This window comes from Opitutaceae bacterium (assembly GCA_041395105.1).
GTDB lineage: Bacteria > Verrucomicrobiota > Verrucomicrobiia > Opitutales > Opitutaceae > B12-G4.
In genome coordinates this window covers 13205-29399 of sequence record JAWLBB010000006.1, presented here as the reverse complement: position 1 = coordinate 29399, position 16195 = coordinate 13205, and the positions used below count along the sequence as shown (strand labels likewise).

General features: G+C 59.8%; 14 protein-coding genes. 4 read left to right on the top strand and 10 right to left on the bottom strand.

Features of this window, described 5'->3' with window-relative positions; all coding sequences use genetic code 11:
* Positions 1 to 63 precede the first annotated feature (63 nt).
* Together R3F07_16430 and R3F07_16425 are read left to right on the top strand one after the other, a co-directional pair.
* Positions 64 to 621, top strand: coding sequence for a hypothetical protein (locus tag R3F07_16430; GenBank protein MEZ5277970.1), 558 nt, complete (start codon positions 64 to 66; stop codon positions 619 to 621).
* 15 nt (positions 622 to 636) lie between these two features.
* Positions 637 to 2292, top strand: a complete 1656-nt coding sequence (locus tag R3F07_16425) for a GxGYxYP family putative glycoside hydrolase (protein MEZ5277969.1) — start codon at positions 637 to 639, stop codon at positions 2290 to 2292.
* Between the two features lie 63 nt (positions 2293 to 2355).
* Here the strand turns inward: R3F07_16425 and R3F07_16420 are convergent, their stop codons facing one another.
* The 4 genes from R3F07_16420 to R3F07_16405 all read right to left on the bottom strand — a co-directional run bounded on the left by R3F07_16420 (position 2356) and on the right by R3F07_16405 (position 7902).
* The gene (locus R3F07_16420; GenBank protein MEZ5277968.1) at positions 2356 to 4887 is read right to left on the bottom strand and encodes a type VI secretion system tube protein Hcp; all 2532 of its coding nucleotides are present in this window, start codon (positions 4885 to 4887) and stop codon (positions 2356 to 2358) included.
* A 12-nt stretch (positions 4888 to 4899) separates the two neighbouring features.
* Positions 4900 to 5457, bottom strand: a complete 558-nt coding sequence (locus tag R3F07_16415; protein ID MEZ5277967.1) for a type VI secretion system tube protein Hcp — start codon at positions 5455 to 5457, stop codon at positions 4900 to 4902.
* Between the two features lie 132 nt (positions 5458 to 5589).
* The gene (locus R3F07_16410; GenBank protein ID MEZ5277966.1) at positions 5590 to 6432 is read right to left on the bottom strand and encodes a hypothetical protein; all 843 of its coding nucleotides are present in this window, start codon (positions 6430 to 6432) and stop codon (positions 5590 to 5592) included.
* A gap of 102 nt (positions 6433 to 6534) precedes the next feature.
* Positions 6535 to 7902 (bottom strand): FAD-dependent oxidoreductase, encoded by a 1368-nt coding sequence (locus R3F07_16405; GenBank protein ID MEZ5277965.1) that lies wholly within the window; start codon positions 7900 to 7902, stop codon positions 6535 to 6537.
* Positions 7903 to 8029: 127 nt separating this feature from the next.
* On the opposite strand from R3F07_16405, the gene R3F07_16400 reads away from it, so the two are divergent.
* The gene (locus R3F07_16400) at positions 8030 to 9148 is read left to right on the top strand and encodes a metallophosphoesterase (GenBank protein MEZ5277964.1); all 1119 of its coding nucleotides are present in this window, start codon (positions 8030 to 8032) and stop codon (positions 9146 to 9148) included.
* A 277-nt stretch (positions 9149 to 9425) separates the two neighbouring features.
* Here the strand turns inward: R3F07_16400 and R3F07_16395 are convergent, their stop codons facing one another.
* Together R3F07_16395 and cmoA are read right to left on the bottom strand one after the other, a co-directional pair.
* Positions 9426 to 10175, bottom strand: a complete 750-nt coding sequence (locus tag R3F07_16395) for an isoprenylcysteine carboxylmethyltransferase family protein (protein ID MEZ5277963.1) — start codon at positions 10173 to 10175, stop codon at positions 9426 to 9428.
* On the bottom strand, positions 10172 to 10909 hold the full coding sequence (cmoA, locus tag R3F07_16390; GenBank protein MEZ5277962.1) for a carboxy-S-adenosyl-L-methionine synthase CmoA: 738 nt from the start codon (positions 10907 to 10909) through the stop codon (positions 10172 to 10174). Before cmoA ends, R3F07_16395 begins: the two co-directional genes overlap by 4 nt.
* Before the next feature lie 54 nt (positions 10910 to 10963).
* Between cmoA and R3F07_16385 the strand changes: the two genes are divergently transcribed.
* The gene (locus R3F07_16385; protein MEZ5277961.1) at positions 10964 to 11329 is read left to right on the top strand and encodes an efflux RND transporter permease subunit; all 366 of its coding nucleotides are present in this window, start codon (positions 10964 to 10966) and stop codon (positions 11327 to 11329) included.
* Here R3F07_16385 and R3F07_16380 read toward each other — a convergent pair.
* From R3F07_16380 to R3F07_16365, 4 genes are all read right to left on the bottom strand, one after another.
* A complete protein-coding gene (locus R3F07_16380) occupies positions 11326 to 11718 on the bottom strand; it encodes a hypothetical protein (protein MEZ5277960.1) in 393 nt (130 codons plus the stop codon). The two genes, R3F07_16385 and R3F07_16380, sit on opposite strands and share 4 nt — an antisense overlap.
* A 226-nt stretch (positions 11719 to 11944) precedes the next feature.
* Complete coding sequence (locus R3F07_16375) at positions 11945 to 12631, bottom strand: response regulator transcription factor (GenBank protein MEZ5277959.1); 687 nt, start codon at positions 12629 to 12631, stop codon at positions 11945 to 11947.
* Positions 12628 to 14514, bottom strand: a complete 1887-nt coding sequence (locus tag R3F07_16370) for a HAMP domain-containing sensor histidine kinase (GenBank protein MEZ5277958.1) — start codon at positions 14512 to 14514, stop codon at positions 12628 to 12630. The genes R3F07_16375 and R3F07_16370 overlap by 4 nt, the downstream gene beginning before the upstream one ends.
* A 12-nt stretch (positions 14515 to 14526) precedes the next feature.
* Entirely contained in the window at positions 14527 to 15999 is a 1473-nt protein-coding gene (locus tag R3F07_16365) for a tetratricopeptide repeat protein (GenBank protein ID MEZ5277957.1), read from the bottom strand.
* Positions 16000 to 16195: the final 196 nt, after the last annotated feature.

The following is a 16195-nucleotide window of genomic DNA, read 5'->3' as shown; positions in this document are numbered from 1 at the left end:
AGTCCTGAAGCGCGCGGTGGAAAATCACCGCGAAAATCACGAACTTGAAGCCTCCCCTTCCCGATGAAAACACGCCCAACTGACCAACTCCAGATAGTCATCCGACTGCTGCCGTTCATCGTCATGGCATCCGTCACCCATGCCAATTCCGCGTTCTCCGGCCTTTGGACGATCAGCGCGGGAGAAACCACCAGCACTGATCCCGCGGCGCGGAGCACCGCACTCGACCCCTGGAGAAAACTGGACATGGCGATTGAAGTCAAAGGAGACACCGTGGCCATTGTGCGAACGTTCGGGGGTGGCTCCCGCGTCGCCACCGAAACCATGACCGTCGACACCTCCCTTCCCGGACAGGAAATCACGGTCGAGGGCTGGTGGGACAACCGGCACATCGGCGCCTACCTCGGAAACGACAAGAGGATCCATGTCTCCGCGAAGTGGCTGGATAGTGACCGGACGCTGCAGCTCATGATCGACATGGTGCTCGAGACGTCTCAAACGGACACTCCCGTCCGGGTCATCCGCGAGATGCGCCTATCGGATGACGGAGACACCCTTGTGGTCATCGAACTGCGCTCGAGCCGCGACAAGCCCATCGTCCGCTATTTCAAGCGGGCCTGACCCGGATACCCACCCATGATTACATTTCAAAGGAGTCTGAAGCTTTGGGGGATCGGTATGGCCGCAGCCGGGTGGCTCGCGGTGTTTCCGTCAGCCCGAGCGATATCGAACGAGGCCTGGGTCATGCAGATGTCGGACGACTGGACGATCGAGGGCGATCTGCCGACCCATGCCCTACTCCTCAGCTTGCAGGGCCTTGCCAATCGAGACGGTCCCCGCCTCTATTTCGAGTACACCCCCTCGTGGCCCTGGAAGATCACCGGGCCGCTCAAGGAGTTCTACGAGCGACGCCATGGCTTTGCCTTCACGCCCCTCGCCAATGCCGACGAGGCCCTCGCCCGCTTCGCCTCCTGCGCCCGCGGCTACGTCGTCTGGGACAAGGAAGTCCGCACCTCCCTCATCGTCGCCTTCACCGTGGCCGGACTCGAGGACGTCGTTGTCGTCTCCGAAGACCTGATACACCTGGTCGAGAAGCACGGATTGAATCAGATCGTCGACCTGCGCGGCGAATTCGCCGGGATGCCTGACCATGAGATCTACGCCATCGCCATGGATCGCTACTGGGATCGCTGCAGCCGCGATGTGGTCATCTGGATGGGCGGAGTCCACGGCAACCGGATGGAACCCGGCATGGCCGACTGGGGCATCTACCGCCGGGCATTCTTCACCGATCTGTCGAACAATCCGATGGATCCGGAGGAATTGGCCCTGACCAACCGGATCTATACCGAACAGAACCCGCAGAGCTTCGTCATGGGTTGGCATTCCTACGCCAAGGACACCGAGGGCCAACAGGTCAGCCTGATCTCCAGCTACGGACTCAGGATGGAAGGGCTCAATACCCTGCCCAACCTGAGTTTCAACAGCCAGATTCCCTTCACCGAGGATTTCGTCTTCACCAACAACCACAGTGTTGAGCCGGACGAAGTGGTCATTCCCGAGGAAAAGGTCTACGTTTCACTGGTCCAGACCGACAGCATCGGGATCGGGGCCTGGACCAAGCCCGGGCGCGGCGCCATCCCCTATGCCTGGCAGGTCTCCATGAGCTGGGTCGATCTCGCGCCGGCCTGCCTGCAATACTTTTTCGAAGGGGCCATGCCCAATGACTACTTCATCGGCGGCCTGACCGGCCCGAGCTACATGTATCCGAAGCCAATCCCGGCCGAAGCCTTTCCCGTCCTCATGGCCGAGGCCAGACGCCAGATGAAGATCCTCGATCTTCGGGTCATGGAGACGATGGACTACTCGGAGGGCAACCGCCACGTCGGCAATACCGAATTGACCCGGGAAGTGGCCGACCGTTACTACGAAAACTTCCCCGATGTCATCGGCTTCATCAACGGTTACGGCAGCGCGCGGACCTTTGATCTGCGCGATGACCGGCCGCTCATTTCCTACGACTATTACCTCGGCTTGTATCGTCCCGAAGACGAAGCCGTGGCCGACCTCGAGGAGCTGATCCACCTAAACCGCAAGCGTCCCTATTTCCTGCTCATCCATGTCCGTGAATCGAAGAGCATTGAAAAGACCGTCGATATCCTGAAGGCGGTCAGGGAACCGATCGAAATCGTGCCGCTGGATGTATTTCTGAAAATGGCGGCCAGCAACAAGACCTACCGGACGAGATACCAGCAACCCGACGACCCCATCGTCGGCAACCCGCACCCGTAGCCGGACGCCGCGTCCGGGGCGATCGCCCGACCTCAGGCAAGCCAGGCAGAGTCATTTCCGGCCTCAAAATACCCCGACCGACTGGTAACGGATGAACAGCGGCTTCTTCCCGTCCGGCAACGTGATGGTAGCCGTCACGTTCTCATAGAGCGAATCCGGGCCGGCCTCCGTCGTCTCGCTGTATCGCGCATTCGTCAGATCATACTGGACCCAGTTCTCCGTGTCTTCTGATCCCCAGAAAAAACCCTTCACATTCGGGTCGTCGACCCGACGCCGGAACTTGATGACAATCGACTCGCCGCCGGACCGCGGATCCGGCTCGACTTTCATGGCTTCATCCGCCGGGTTGAATTCCCTCGGATTGGTTCCCAAGAGGAACTCCAGCTGGGTGGCCAGCCCATCGCCATCAGGATCCTCAAGCGGCGCCGACAGATACGGATCGAACAGTTCATCCTCGGCGAAATAGGCGGAGAGAAACCCTTCGTAGGGTGTCATCTCGACATCAATGAGGATGGGAATCGAGACGGAACGGGTATCGGTTCCATCAGAGAGTTCGACCAGGATCGAGGCAAAACCCGACCGCAGGGCCGAAGTCCTGAAGGAGACGATTCGATTCTCACCCGAACCCGTGACTTCGAGCGCACCGATCAGGTCGGGACGGTCGGTCGACAGATGAATCAGAAGGTCACTTCCGGAAGTCTCGCCATCCGAAACCATCAACCCAACAGAACCTTCGTCGCCCGGATCGACCGGTTGATTGCCAACCGTCTCGATGATTGGAGGTGTGTTACTGCCAGTGCTTGAACTGGAACCACCCGTGTTCGTCTCTACATCCCACCATGCCATGACCTCGCCAGTCGTCGTACCGTCGGCCGCCAGCAACCGGTAAATCCAGTCGACCCGTTCGTAGTCCAGAGCAACGGACTCCATCGCAGAATCCTCCCCTTGCCCGGCAGCCATGAATTCGGTCACCGCCGCATTCTTGAGACGGTATTCAAGAGCGGCCCGCGCCCCTCCCAATTCCGGCAGATTGGCGATCAGCACGACCTCGGGAAAGACGATCCCGTTCGTGGCTCCTTCCAGCAGCTTGACTGAAGCGGCATCTACCCTCTTCTCAACGACAAGGTCACCGTGGGTGGCCGACACACTCCGACTGAAACCATCGGGCCGGTCGATCCGTGATCCAAAGTCATCGACATCAATCCAGCCCTCATAACCTTTGGCAACCGATTCGCCGCTGATCGTCCCGACTCTGAGGAAAATCCCCTCGGTAAAGGGCAGCGGGGATGGCCTGCCCAGATGCCGATTGCCCTCAACTGACGATGCCACCGAGTTGACGGTGAAGCCAGCAGGCAGATTGAAGACATCGCCGGAAGCCGGAAATCCCAACCCGTCGGTAAAGTCAGCAACGGCAACGACTCGACCGTTGTTGTTCAAGGCGGAGGAACTGATCTCGACAAGCAACGACACCCTGAACGGCACTCCAACCTGAACCGGGGCCGTATCTGTTGTGATGATCTCGTCCATCGGAATCGAGAATTCCAGGACGTAGTCCCCCACGTCCCCGACAAGGTTCGAGGGAAGAACCCCGGCGAACCAATCAGTCGGATCCGCGGCGATCTCAGTCACCTCCGTCGGTGTGCCGAACGATCGTCGGGCCGTAATCTCGACCGATTGGTCGAAAACCCTGCGTCCATCAATCCTCGCCTCGACCGCAAGATAGACCGAGGAGGTACCTTGCTCGAGAATGAGATCGCCGGCCCCCGCGCCACCCTGAAGAATTCCTTTCAGTCGGAGATTCATCGACAGATCGACCGTCGATTGCCCTCCGGTTGGGGTCACCATGAAATCCGTCGCCTCAAATGCTGCGGAACCATAAATCGCGGTGCTGTTCTTGCCATCGGATACCATGGCCTCGGATCGTCCGCCGATCACGCCCCGGTCGGAGCCAACCGAGATTGCGGTGTTTTCGTCGGCGAATGAGCGAGTCAACGGTTGGCCGGTGCTCGATCGAACATAGGTCGAATCATTGGAATAATCCACCGTATGGATGGCAGCAGGATCACCCGGTTCAATCCTGATCGAGAAATAGCGACCATTCGTCCCGCTACCCGTCCAGATCAGGCGGGCATCCGTCGGTATTCCATCAAGTAAGCCCCAGGGATCTGATCCGTTCGCACCAATGTCGATAACAGCCTGATTGGGCGACCCCAGCCCACCTTCACCCCCGACCCAATGAACGGCATCCGTAGTGACCACATAGTCGCCATTGGGAAAAACGAATCCTCCGTCCTCGGTTTCAAGAGAGCCGACAAAATAAGGATTGGCGTCTGGTGCCCCCGCCAACACGAAATGGAGGTACTGAGTCACCCCATCAATCAAATCCCGATTGAAGTAGAGATAACCATTGCTGTTTGACCCGGTCAGGCGTTCTCCGAGTTCAACGGCCGATTCTGAATGGTAGAGCAAGATCGCCTGACTCGAACGGAAATAGCCACTTACCGCTCCCGCTCTGAGCGAACTGGCGCAAAGCATCGCAGCCGCAGCCAAGATCGAGACCCGAGCCTGGGCTTCTAGTGCCTTGAATCGCGACATCAGCGTCAGGAATCAGGGTGTGCCTTCTTCAATCTTCCAGGTTGTTTCGACGTTACCACCGGAAGAACCATCCGAATTCTGTATGCTGTAGGTGACCTTTATCTCCTCGAAATTCATTGAGACCGATTCCGTCGGCCGGTCTTCGCCCTCCGACTGTCCGACGGAGAAGGATGAGACAAGGACGCCCTTCATCTCGATCACCAGATAGGTGAACAGCCCTCCCGCTGCTCCGGGTTGATCAAGCGTCAGGGTCACCGTTGGATAGACCTTTCCTTGAAGGCAGGCTTCAATCAGCTTGACCGATGCTTTGTCCAGCAACTTGGTGACCATCAGGTCCCCGACCACCGCGGAGCCCCGTGTCCTCGTGCTGCCTGAGTCATCGGAATTCGCCCGGACGACACTCCATGACCAAGCAACCACCTCACTCTGCCCTTCCCGTCCCGAGACATTCGATTCTCCGTCCACTCCGTCGAACTTGATGTATCCGGCCCCGGACGCGGATAGGCTGAAAAACGACGCAAGAAGCAAGGCCGTCACCAGACGGCAGACAATGTTCCGGCTAGAGTTCATGAGGACTACTGATACAGACAATAAGCCTTGCTGTAAAGCACCATAACCCTTCTCCGGTAGCAATTGACCGGTCGCTGATCGAAGCGGGTTCGAAGGAAGTCCTCCCAGTCGTGCGCAAAGATGGGTTTCCCGTCAACCCGCCAGCTTGGCGTGGCGCTCGAGCGAGGCTTCGCGCGGCTTGAGCAGGTGGCGGTACCTGACCGCGAATTCCTGAAACGCCGGCGTCATCGCGTGGGTGTGCAGGGTCATCCGTTCCCGGTAAGGCACATAATTGCCGATGTGCCAGGCCGTGTTCCGGTAGAGGAGAAAGTCTCCGGGATTCATGACGAGCTGGACCGCTCCTGGCATGGCCTGACAGTAGTTCAGGCAGAAGAGTTCGAGCTCTTCATCGGTGCGCCGGTTGTCTTCATCCCGGAGTTCCTCCTGGGTGGTGGACCGGTAGACCGTCATCTCCTCATCCGTATTGTGCACCCGCAGATGGCTTCCGGGGACAAACCAGGTCGATGTATCCTCAAAGAGCGGACAATTGATCTGGTTGAAGAAATCGGGGTCTGCGAGGATCTCCTGCCAGCGGGCATCGCCGATATTCCCATAGAAGTCGGCATCCAGCACATGATCCCGCCAATCACGATGCCACTCGGTCGACCAGGGTCGGTCTCTTGGCGAAAACAGAATGGTGGCCTCTTCGGTCGGCTTCAGCCGGTGGTTCGGCGAGGTCAGCGCCTGGACCGCCTCGTTTAGTCCGTCGATTTCGGTAAAACGCTTGAAGGGCCCCAGATCGAACTCATCGCCATACTCATTGAGGGGCTGCAGGCGCTGCGCCTGTGGCCCCCCCACCCGATAGGCCACCTCCCGGGCTTTGGCCGCTTCCCTACGCAGATCCTTCAGCAGCGATGCCGGGATGACCTGCCGCAGGACGTGGAATCCGCCGGCCCGGTAGTGTTCGACGTCTCGCTCCGTAACGGGGAATTTCATGATCAATCCATCCAATACAAGCGACCGGCGCCCGACAAGCCATTCTGTCATTCTGCCATTCCTGACCCGACCTGCCTGACGGCGGTTGGGGGCGACCGGCGTTCAGTTCTCCAGGTAAACCCCGCCCTTTTCCAGCGCGCCCCTCAACTCCCGGTAGGGCAACTCCCGCGTGCCCTGTCCCCGCATCGCGCAAAGGGCCGCCGCCGTTCCGGCCGCCTGGCCGTGTCCCATGCAGGAAACGGTGTTCCGGGTCGACATGTGGGTGCGCCAATCCGAAGTGATCATCATCCCGGTGGCCAGCAGGTTTTCGATCCCGCGCACCCGCAGGGCGCGGTAGGGCGTCCCGTAGGAACCACCGTTGGCAATCTGGATGCGCGGCGCGCAGTCATGGAACCCGTAGGTGAACACATCATCCTCGAAGTTCCGGCCGCTGATCACGTCGTCATGGGTGATGTCATAGTCACACTCGATACACCGCCCCCGCCGGATGCAGAGACTCGGACTGGTCCGGGCGATGAAGGCCTTCCCGCAACCGGGAACAAGCTTCCGAAACATCGCGACCGCCGCGAACTGGCGCCGGCGCAGCTCCAGTTCCGCCGCCGAGATCGCCGCACGGCTGGTCGGGCTGACCTTCATCTTGAAGTTGAGCTTGAGAAACATGAAATAGTTATCGTGAACCGTCGTCGTGACCATCGCCATGCCGATCCGCTGGGCTTCGCGACGGAAATCCTCAGGCATCCGGGCCAGATGCCCGCTCATCCGGACGATCTGATTCTCCTGACCGCTGCGCCAGCCGCGGGCCAGATCGTAGGTGGCCTGGTGGCTGCTGACAAAGTCCCAGTAGCCCTCCATCGACACATTGCCGACCCCGATGCTGTTGGCGACGGGATGGTCGTTGGGCTCGGTGAAAGACGCGCCCGCCCGGCCGCACAGATCGCCATAGCCGGTGCAATCCACAAAAGACTTTGCCATGACCACTTCCCGGCCGGAACGGCTCTCCGTGATCACGCCCCGGATACGGTCGCCCTCACGGATCGCGTCGACAAGCATGGTGTTGAGCCAGCAGTCCACACCGGCTTCCTCAAGCATCTCGAGGGTGACCAGTTTGTAGAGCTCCGTGTCGATACCCGTACAGACCGAATCGTATCCGAAGTTGGCCAGCATCTCGGCATGACCGGTTGAACCACCGACCGCCACCAGGCGATCCACGATCTCGGATGGGATTCCCCGGACCAGCTGGCGCTTCTCCACCTCAAATGCCTGCCAGAGGTTGTAGAAGCTGTGCAGGGCGGTTCCGCCCTCCACCGCAATCCCACCCGTGTATCCCTTGGACTCGATCAGAATGGTCCGGGCTCCGTTGCGAGCGGCCGCCAGTGCCGCGACAACCCCCGCCGTTCCACCGCCGGCCACCACCACATCCGATGAGAAGACCGGCAATTCCCTCGGGGTTTCCAGAAAGCGCGTCGTCATCGGGTCACCATCCTAATCGGGCGGACCACTCCCGCGAGCCTTTTTGCGTAAAACCCTTGCCTCGCGGAACTCCGGTTGACGCTTGACAGATCGGGCTCACCGGGAATCCCTGCCGCAAACACCGGCCATGTTTTTCATCCTGTTTTTCGGAATCATTGGATTCCTTCACTACGTCCTCCTCTCCCACCTGGGCGCGGCCTGGCCCGATTTCTTCTGGGGGTTCGCGACGATCCTCTCGGCTCTCTTCGTAACGCCCCTTCTCATGGGCGTCTCACGGAAGCGACAGCAGCACACCCTGGCGCGTCTCTTTGCGCTGATCGGGTTCACCTGGCTCGGAGGGCTCTTCCTCTGGGACTGCGTCCTGGGGGTTCTCGCGCTATACAATCTGCTCGCGCCATTCATTGAGGTCCCGCCGCTGAGCGCGCCGGCCACTGTCTGGACCTCCGCCACCATCACTCTGGCCGGCATCGCTTACGGAGTCATTGAGGCGCGCGCTCCACGGGTGAAAACCGTTGATCTCAAGCTTCCGAAAATCAGCGGATGGGCGTCACCGATCCGGATCGTCCAATTGACCGACCTGCACCTCGGCTATGTCGCCAACGCCCGCCGCCTCAGCGATCTGGTGATCCGGGTCAATGCCCTCAAGCCCGATCTGATCGTCTCAACTGGCGACCTCTTCGACAGTGACTTCGACCGGATGACCCCTCTCTGCCGGATTCTCGCCGACCTTCACGCCCCGCTCGGAAAATTCGCCATCAGCGGCAATCACGAGGTTTACGAGAACCTTGATCAGGGACTGGCGCTCACCCGCCAGGCGGGATTCCGTATCCTCCGGGGCGAATCGGCCAGGGTCCGGTCCGGCTTGACCATTGTTGGGGTCGACGACGCCGAGGCACTCAAGCCGGGAACCAGTCGCGGGCACGAGGCGGGCGCCCTGGCCACAATCCACGAAAACGACGTCCGCATCCTGCTCAAACACCGCCCGACTGTTCTCCGGGCCTCCCTGGGCAAATTCGACCTCCAGCTATCCGGACACACCCACGGCGGTCAGATCTTTCCCTTCAGCCTGCTGACCCGAATGGTCTATCGCCACGGTCCCGGACTCAACCGGCTTGGCGAGAATGCCTGGCTCTACCTCAGTCGAGGGACCGGCACGTGGGGCCCGCAGTTCCGGATCTTCGCCCCACCGGAAATCACCCTGATCACCTTGTCGGGAGCCTCCCAAACCAATCCAAACAAAACGTAGCATAGACCGTAGGGTTTGCACGGCCAAAACAAACCGTAGTCTGCTAGAACGGCGCTTAGTTGGCGCCAAGGCGCAATGAGCCAACAAAGCTCTGTTTGCTCTTTGACGGCGGGTCCGGAGGCCCCGCCCTTCCACCTGAAAACGGAGCATGCATGGTAGGGCTGAACGTCCCCGGCCAGCCGCAACGATTGTCCGAGACAAAACAACGTTCATCACCCATAACTAAGCGCCATTCTAGCCTGCTACGTTTTGTTTTGTCGGCTCCGACCCGGCCCGATCACCCTCGCTGGACTGCTTTCGACTCGACCATCAGGCCGGACTTCTTGAGGAAGCGGACCAGGAGATAACCCAGCACCAGCACGGGGACGACGATGTTGAGAAGCTGATTCCGGTGGACCAGGTCGCCATGGGTCAGGAGGGGGTATTTGAACAGGAGCACGAGGAAGATGCCCAGCAGCCAGATGAACTGGGTGTTGTACTCCATCAGGATCCACCGCCTCCAGTTGAAGTGCATGCCGGTTACCGTCCCCCCGATCCCCCTGAGATCGGGCACCCAGCGACTGACCGCGCGGCAATAGTCATCGAAACCGGAACCGAATTTCCCCCTGAGGAAGTCCTCTTCCGCGAGTACGATGGCCTGGTAGATGAACATGAAGAGCGGGATCACGATGACGGCGAAAACCAGGGAATTCGACAGAATGCCCATCCCGACCAGCATCAGGATATTGCCGACGTAGAGGGGATTGCGGCAATGGTGGAAGATGCCCTCGGTCACCAGGCCCTCCGCGTAGGGCTTCCCTTTCCTTCCGCCGCGAATGATATAGGCCAGACCGATGGTGGCACCCCGGATCAGCTGTCCGCTGATCGTCACGACCAGACCGATGATGATCGGGTAGAGGAAATAATTCGGTCCGAAGAAATGCGCCGGGAAGAGCGGGGCCGAGGGAAGGAACAGGGCTGCATAGAACAGGATGAATACCAGATTCCGGTAGCGGAAAAAGAAATTGCCGATCGCGACCATGTTCATTTCTTGACGGCAATGAGACCTGAAAAGTTGTACCATTTGAAGAAGACCTCGCAATGAGCGAAGCCCACATCACGCAGCAGGCTCACGTTCTCGCTCAATTTGTAGGGGATGAGAACGTTCTCCAGCGCCTCCCTCTTCTGTGAAATCTCCATTTCACTGTAATTGTTGCGCCGCTTGTAGTTGTAGTAGTACTTGATGAAATCGCGATTCATGGTGCTCTCTTCGGCAAGGATCTTCTCCACCAGAATCAAGGCACCGCCCGGCTCCAGCCCCTGGCAGATCTGCCGGAGGAGGTTTTCGCGATAGATGGGACGCACAAACTGGAGGGTCAGGCAGAGGACGACGACCGAGGCATTGCGGATTTCCATCCCTTTGTTGAGGTCGGCGACCCGCAGATCGCAGGGACGCTTGAAACCGGCCTCTTCCAGTTTCAGGCGGCACTTGTCGAGCATCTGGGTCGAATCGTCGACCCCGATGAAGCGGATTGACGGATCGATAAGGCTGTCCATTCCGATCATGGTCGTGCCGGTCGAGCAGCCCAGGTCGACCACATCGGAACCTTCCCTCGCGTAATCCGCGGCCAGTTCCGCGACCATCCGCTGGATCTCACCGTAGAAAGGGACAGATCGGCTGACCATGTCGTCAAACACATTGGCAACCGCCGTGCCGAACTTGAAATCGGGCACTTTGGTGATGGTTTCCCTAAAGACTTCGTCTTTGTTCTTGGTTGTCATGGACTATTTCGAAAGACTGGGCGCCGGACCTGCGGAGGGATTTTGAATGAAAGTATGGGGACCGGGGAAACCGGCACCCGTATTCAATACCATTGTCTCCTCGTGGGACGCAATCACGGTATCGGATTTCAGCGTGATAATGAGCCATCCGCTGTCATAACGGGCAGAAAGGTCCCGATTGATCGCATGCGGCCGATCGCCATGACCACCTTTGCCGCCATCCTGGCGTTGCTGCCGCTCGCTCCCGGTATCGGCCAGGGCGCTGCCATGCAGCGTCCGTTGGCGATCGCCATCATCGCCGGTCTGAGTGTGCAGCATCCGCTGGTCCTGGTGATCCTGCCCGTCATGCTGGCCTGGTTCGGAACCGGGCCTCGCCAGCCCGAACAGGCCCCGTGCCCGCCCGGCCGGGTTCGCCGCTAGATCCGCTCCAGTTCAATCAGGCGTCCGTCAATCCGGGACTGCAGTTCGGATTCCAACCCGGCACCCGCCGTGCGGTCATAGAGACAGCGTGATTTCCTCAACAAGGACTTCCGCTCGTCCCCGTCGGCGGCAACCAGAGCCAGGGCACGACAGACCTCCGCCATGAGGAAGCACTTCTCCGCGACCATCCGGTCTGAATCCTCAAACAGGCGGATGACTTCCTCGGCCGGCAGGGCGAGCAAAATCGAGGAAGGCAGACCGATCCATTCGGCTGAGACCGCGTCCAGCTCCATTCCGACACGCTCACTCGAGAGATTCCCTTTCAGGATGCGCTCCACCAGGGCGGCGACCTGATCGATCATCCGCAGCATGAAGTCCCGTCGAATCATCGGCTCACCTGAATTTCCAGGCTCCGAAAGTTCGTTTTTGCTCGTTCATTTGCAGGGTGTAGTCGCCACAGTCTCTTGGGGCGTTTCAACGCGGATTCGCGGCAAGAGACTGCCGCGGCTACATCTCATAGCTTCTCCTGAAAACCCTTTAGCTTGGTGCCATTCCAGTCTCTCCCCGATCTTCACCATGCTACGTTCCACTCCGTAGGGCAAGCCGTCCCGCAGATCATCCCGCAGCCTGCTCAAAACGGTAACCCACATCCCGGATGGTAATGATGTGTTGGGGGGCGTGCGGGTTCTCCTCCACTTTCGCCCTCAGGGTGGTCACACAACGGTCGACGCTGCGCTGGGTCACCATGACCGAGCTGCCCCAGACCTTGTTCATGATCGTCGTCCGGGTCAGGGCCCTCCCGGGGTTCTCCAGAAAGTATTCGAGCAATTGAAACTCCTTGGCTGTCAGATCGACCACCGCCCCATCCCGGGTGAATCGATGGGAACTGCGGTCGAGGCTGCAACGCCCGAAGGAAAAGACCTCGGTCCCGGCCGCCCGATGCCGTCGCAGAAAGGCCCGGACCCTTGCCACCAGTTCCTGAATACTGAAGGGTTTGGTCACATAATCATCCGCTCCCAGTTCGAGCCCCCGGACAATATCACTTTCCTGTCCCTTGGCCGTCAGCATGATGATCGGATAGTCAAAGCCTTCCCTCCGGATCGCCTCGCAAATCTCATACCCATTCATCCCGGGCAGCATGATATCGAGCAGCACGAGATCGGGGCCTTTCGACAGCGCCAGATCCAGACCTTCGTCGCCTCTCGCCGCCGGAAGCACCTCATAGCCCTGGTCGGTGAAGTTGTCGACCAGTCCCCGCCGCAACGCGGCATCGTCCTCGATGATCAGAACTTTCGCCCTCATGACGACGCGTCGGCGGGTTCATCCGGGCCCGCGGGAATGCGGATCGTAAACCGGCTGCCTTTGCCGGTCTCACTTTCCAGTTTCAATTCCCCCCGGTGTTTTTCCACGATAAAGGACACGATGCTCAAGCCGAGACCCACCCCACCCGCATGCTCGGAAAGGCGGGTCCGGGCCTGGAAAAACTTCTCGAAGATCCGCTTCTGGTCCTCCTTCGCTATCCCGATTCCCTTGTCTTCGACCGAAAACTCAACCCAGCCGTCTTTGCGGCCAACCGTCAGAAGGATGTCCGGATGACGGCCTCCGTACTTCTGGGCGTTTTCCAGCAGGTTGCCCAAAGCAGTCTGCAGGGCCTCACAATCCGCCACGATCAGCGGAAGGCTCCCATCGCACTCGACCCGGAAGAGACCATCCCCGTCGACCAGGCGCTCGCGAAAGATGGTTTCCGCTTCCGTGACGATCATTCGCGGATCGACCGGCCGGAGATCAAAGCTGTTCTTGTCCCGCTCCATCCGCGAGAAGGAAAGGAAGTTCTCAATCAGGTGCCCCAGACGCTTGTTCTCCCGCGAAATCAATCCCAGGTAATCCTTCACCCGGACCGGGTCCCATTCCGGATCGGCTTGCAGGGTATCGACGAGGAGGCGGATCGAGGCCACCGGCGTCTTGAGTTCATGGGAAACCGTGGCCACCAGGTCGTTCTTCAGCTGGGCCAGGCGCGTCTGCCTCTGCATCACCCGGAAAAGGGCCAGCGAAAGGGCGATGGAGAGCCCGATGACGAAGGCGCCGACAAAGGCCAGCCAGAAGACCTCCCGGTTGGCTCGGCCCATCGCGGTGATTCCGTCGTCTCCCTGGAATTCAATGAGCCAGCCCTGGAGGGGAAAACCCGCCTCTACCCCGATCACCCCGGTTCCGGCCTCCCCGACCGGCGGTCCGCCGTTGGAAGTTGAACGGGATTCGCGCAGAACCAGCCGGCCCCCAGCCCGATCTTCCAGCAAATCCAGGCGCTCCTGCACCCGAGTGGCCAGGGTCGTTGCCTCCAGCAGAAAAACACCGGAGGCCGGAGCGGGTCGGAAACCAATCAACGAACCGCTTCTGGAGACCGCTGGCTGTCCTTCCGATTCCGATGCCCCCTCCCGGTGCTCCATCCACTGGACGCTGTTCCGCACAAAGGGGTTCAACGCCTCCACCTGTGGATCATCGTCCCAATCCCGGATGCGCCCCAGGTAAAACACCAATTGGGTGAGCGGCATGGCGGCCCGGATATCCTCGTCCAGAATCATCGCCTTCAGCCGAGCCCGGGCCGTCTCCCTATGTTCGTCGTCACCCGCCGTTTCGGTCGCCAGGAAGGCCACCATGGGCGCGATCATCCGTCCGTCCGGCAGCCGCGCATCGGGCAGGTCCGGCCGCTTCAGCAAAGCGTCCATCCTTTCCCCGGCCTCCTCAACATCGCCCCTTCGGCGAAGGTCGCCGATCGCCTCCAATTCGTCGATCATCGGACTGCCCGGCCGGTCGTCGCCGACGACGGCCATGGCCCTTCCAGCCGCCGGCATTTCCGAATCGGCCGGGGAATAGCCGTCCGCCTCACCGGAGGACCAGACCCGGGCCCACCTCGCCTCCGGTGCGACCCCGGCAACGAGCTCGGCGAAGCGCTCGCCTGTTCGAGCGACTTCCTCACGGACCGCGTTCTGGCCGGACTCCAGAAAACCGGTCCGGGCATCCTCGTAGATCTTCTCCACGACCATCTGCTTGTCTTCGGACGCCTTCAGCACCAGCCAGCTGACGGCCACCGCTGGTATCAGAACCACCAGGACAAGCAACACCAGGACCGCCCAGGTCTTCCCCTGGGCGGTCCCTCCGGATTTTCGATTGAAAGCTCGATTGACCAACCTTGCGCCCCCTCAATCCACCCGCAGCGAACCCACCATGGCGTCGAAAGCCGGTTCAGTGTCGTCGAACTGATCCGACGCGCAGCCCATGTTGAAGACGATCGTCAGGTTGTCCGTCCTCAGGACCACTTTTTTGAGGGTCTTGGCCTGGCCGAATTCCTCCAGGTTTCCGGTCACTGACACACCGGCGGCTCCGGGCACCTCAAGACTCTCCCAGGATTCCTCGTTCACGATGAAGCTATTATCCCTCTTCTGGAAGCGTTCGACCTGTTTTTCGGCTATCTCCCGCGCCTTTTTAACCGCGCTCACCGCGTCAGCAGCCTCTTCACTGTCATCCCGATTGGCGAGGAATTGAATGGAAACGGGACTGCCTGCTTCGCGGATTTCCAACCTCACCTGACTGTCGTCGTTGCCCGGGTTTTTGAAAATACCCCATTCGGCGGGCACATCAAAGGCCAGGCCCATCGCTTCCTGGACAAAGGTCTGGACTTCGCCCGGCTCCACCACGGCATAGCGGCTGGCCACGATCTCCACCCCGCCGGCTTTGAACTTGATCAGCCGCCGGCTCGCATCGGTCGATGTCCAGATGGTTTGCTTCTGCACGGCCAGGTCGATCTCCGTCTGAACGCATTCAAAGACTCCCAGCGGTGTCTCGACCTCCTCGACCGCCTTCACCGTGAACGTGACCGGAATGAGGTTTCCAGTCATCCCGACAAAGATGCTCTGCTGGGTTGAGAATCCCACTTCCATCGGCATCTGACGCACAAGGTAGTGGGCCTGCAGGTTGTCGATCACCCTGCCGCTGGTCGGTGTGGTTTTCTCCTCCGGGTCGTCTCCATAGATCGACCGGATCTGGTCTTCATCGAACCACCAGCTGATCTCCTTGGTATCTCCGCCCCCGTTGAAGTAACCGTAGACCGGAGCCTGGGTGACCGGATCGATCTCGACCTTGGTGATGATGTCCGCATTGGCCAGAGTCCGGTTGGTGATCTGCCAGAGATCGCGGCCTTCCCGCACGACCTTTTCGGTCCGGTAGAACGAGTAGCCCACCACCGATCCGGTCGGCAGGCGGATTTCCATTAACTCGGTCTCCCCATCGACCCAGGGAATCAACTCCGGTTCAAAGGGTTTCGGAAGGTGAGCCAGTGCCGCATCCACCCACTCGGTCTGGTTGGGGAAATTCTTCACCAACGCCTCGAAACTCCGGACCGCCATGGCGTTGTTCCCCTGCTTCTGGTAACAGACCGCAAGGCGGTATTGGGCCTCGGCCGCTTTGGGCCGGCTGATCTCGTCCGAATCAACCACCTGCTGGTAAAGCGCGATGGCCGCATCAAGGTCTCCCCGGGCCTCTTCCTGGTAAACCCCAGCCTCGAGCAATTCGCTGACCAACGGCTTGTCGTCCTGTGCATTTCCGGTCGCCGCAAAAAGGAGCATCGCTCCCAGCAACCAGCCTGATCGGTATTTCTGAATCTGTGTGTTTCTCATGACGCTCACGAAACTACACCGCCCGTGTTACCGCTTTGTTACCGGAATGTCCTGATTTGTCGACCCATTCAGTTTTCGACGCCCGGGCAATTCCGCTCCAACGAACAAAAAGGACCTGGCACCTTTGGCATTCATTGGTAGGAGAGGCTTTACGCCTCGATTCGAAGGTAGGAGCCTCGATTCGAAGCCCATTCGA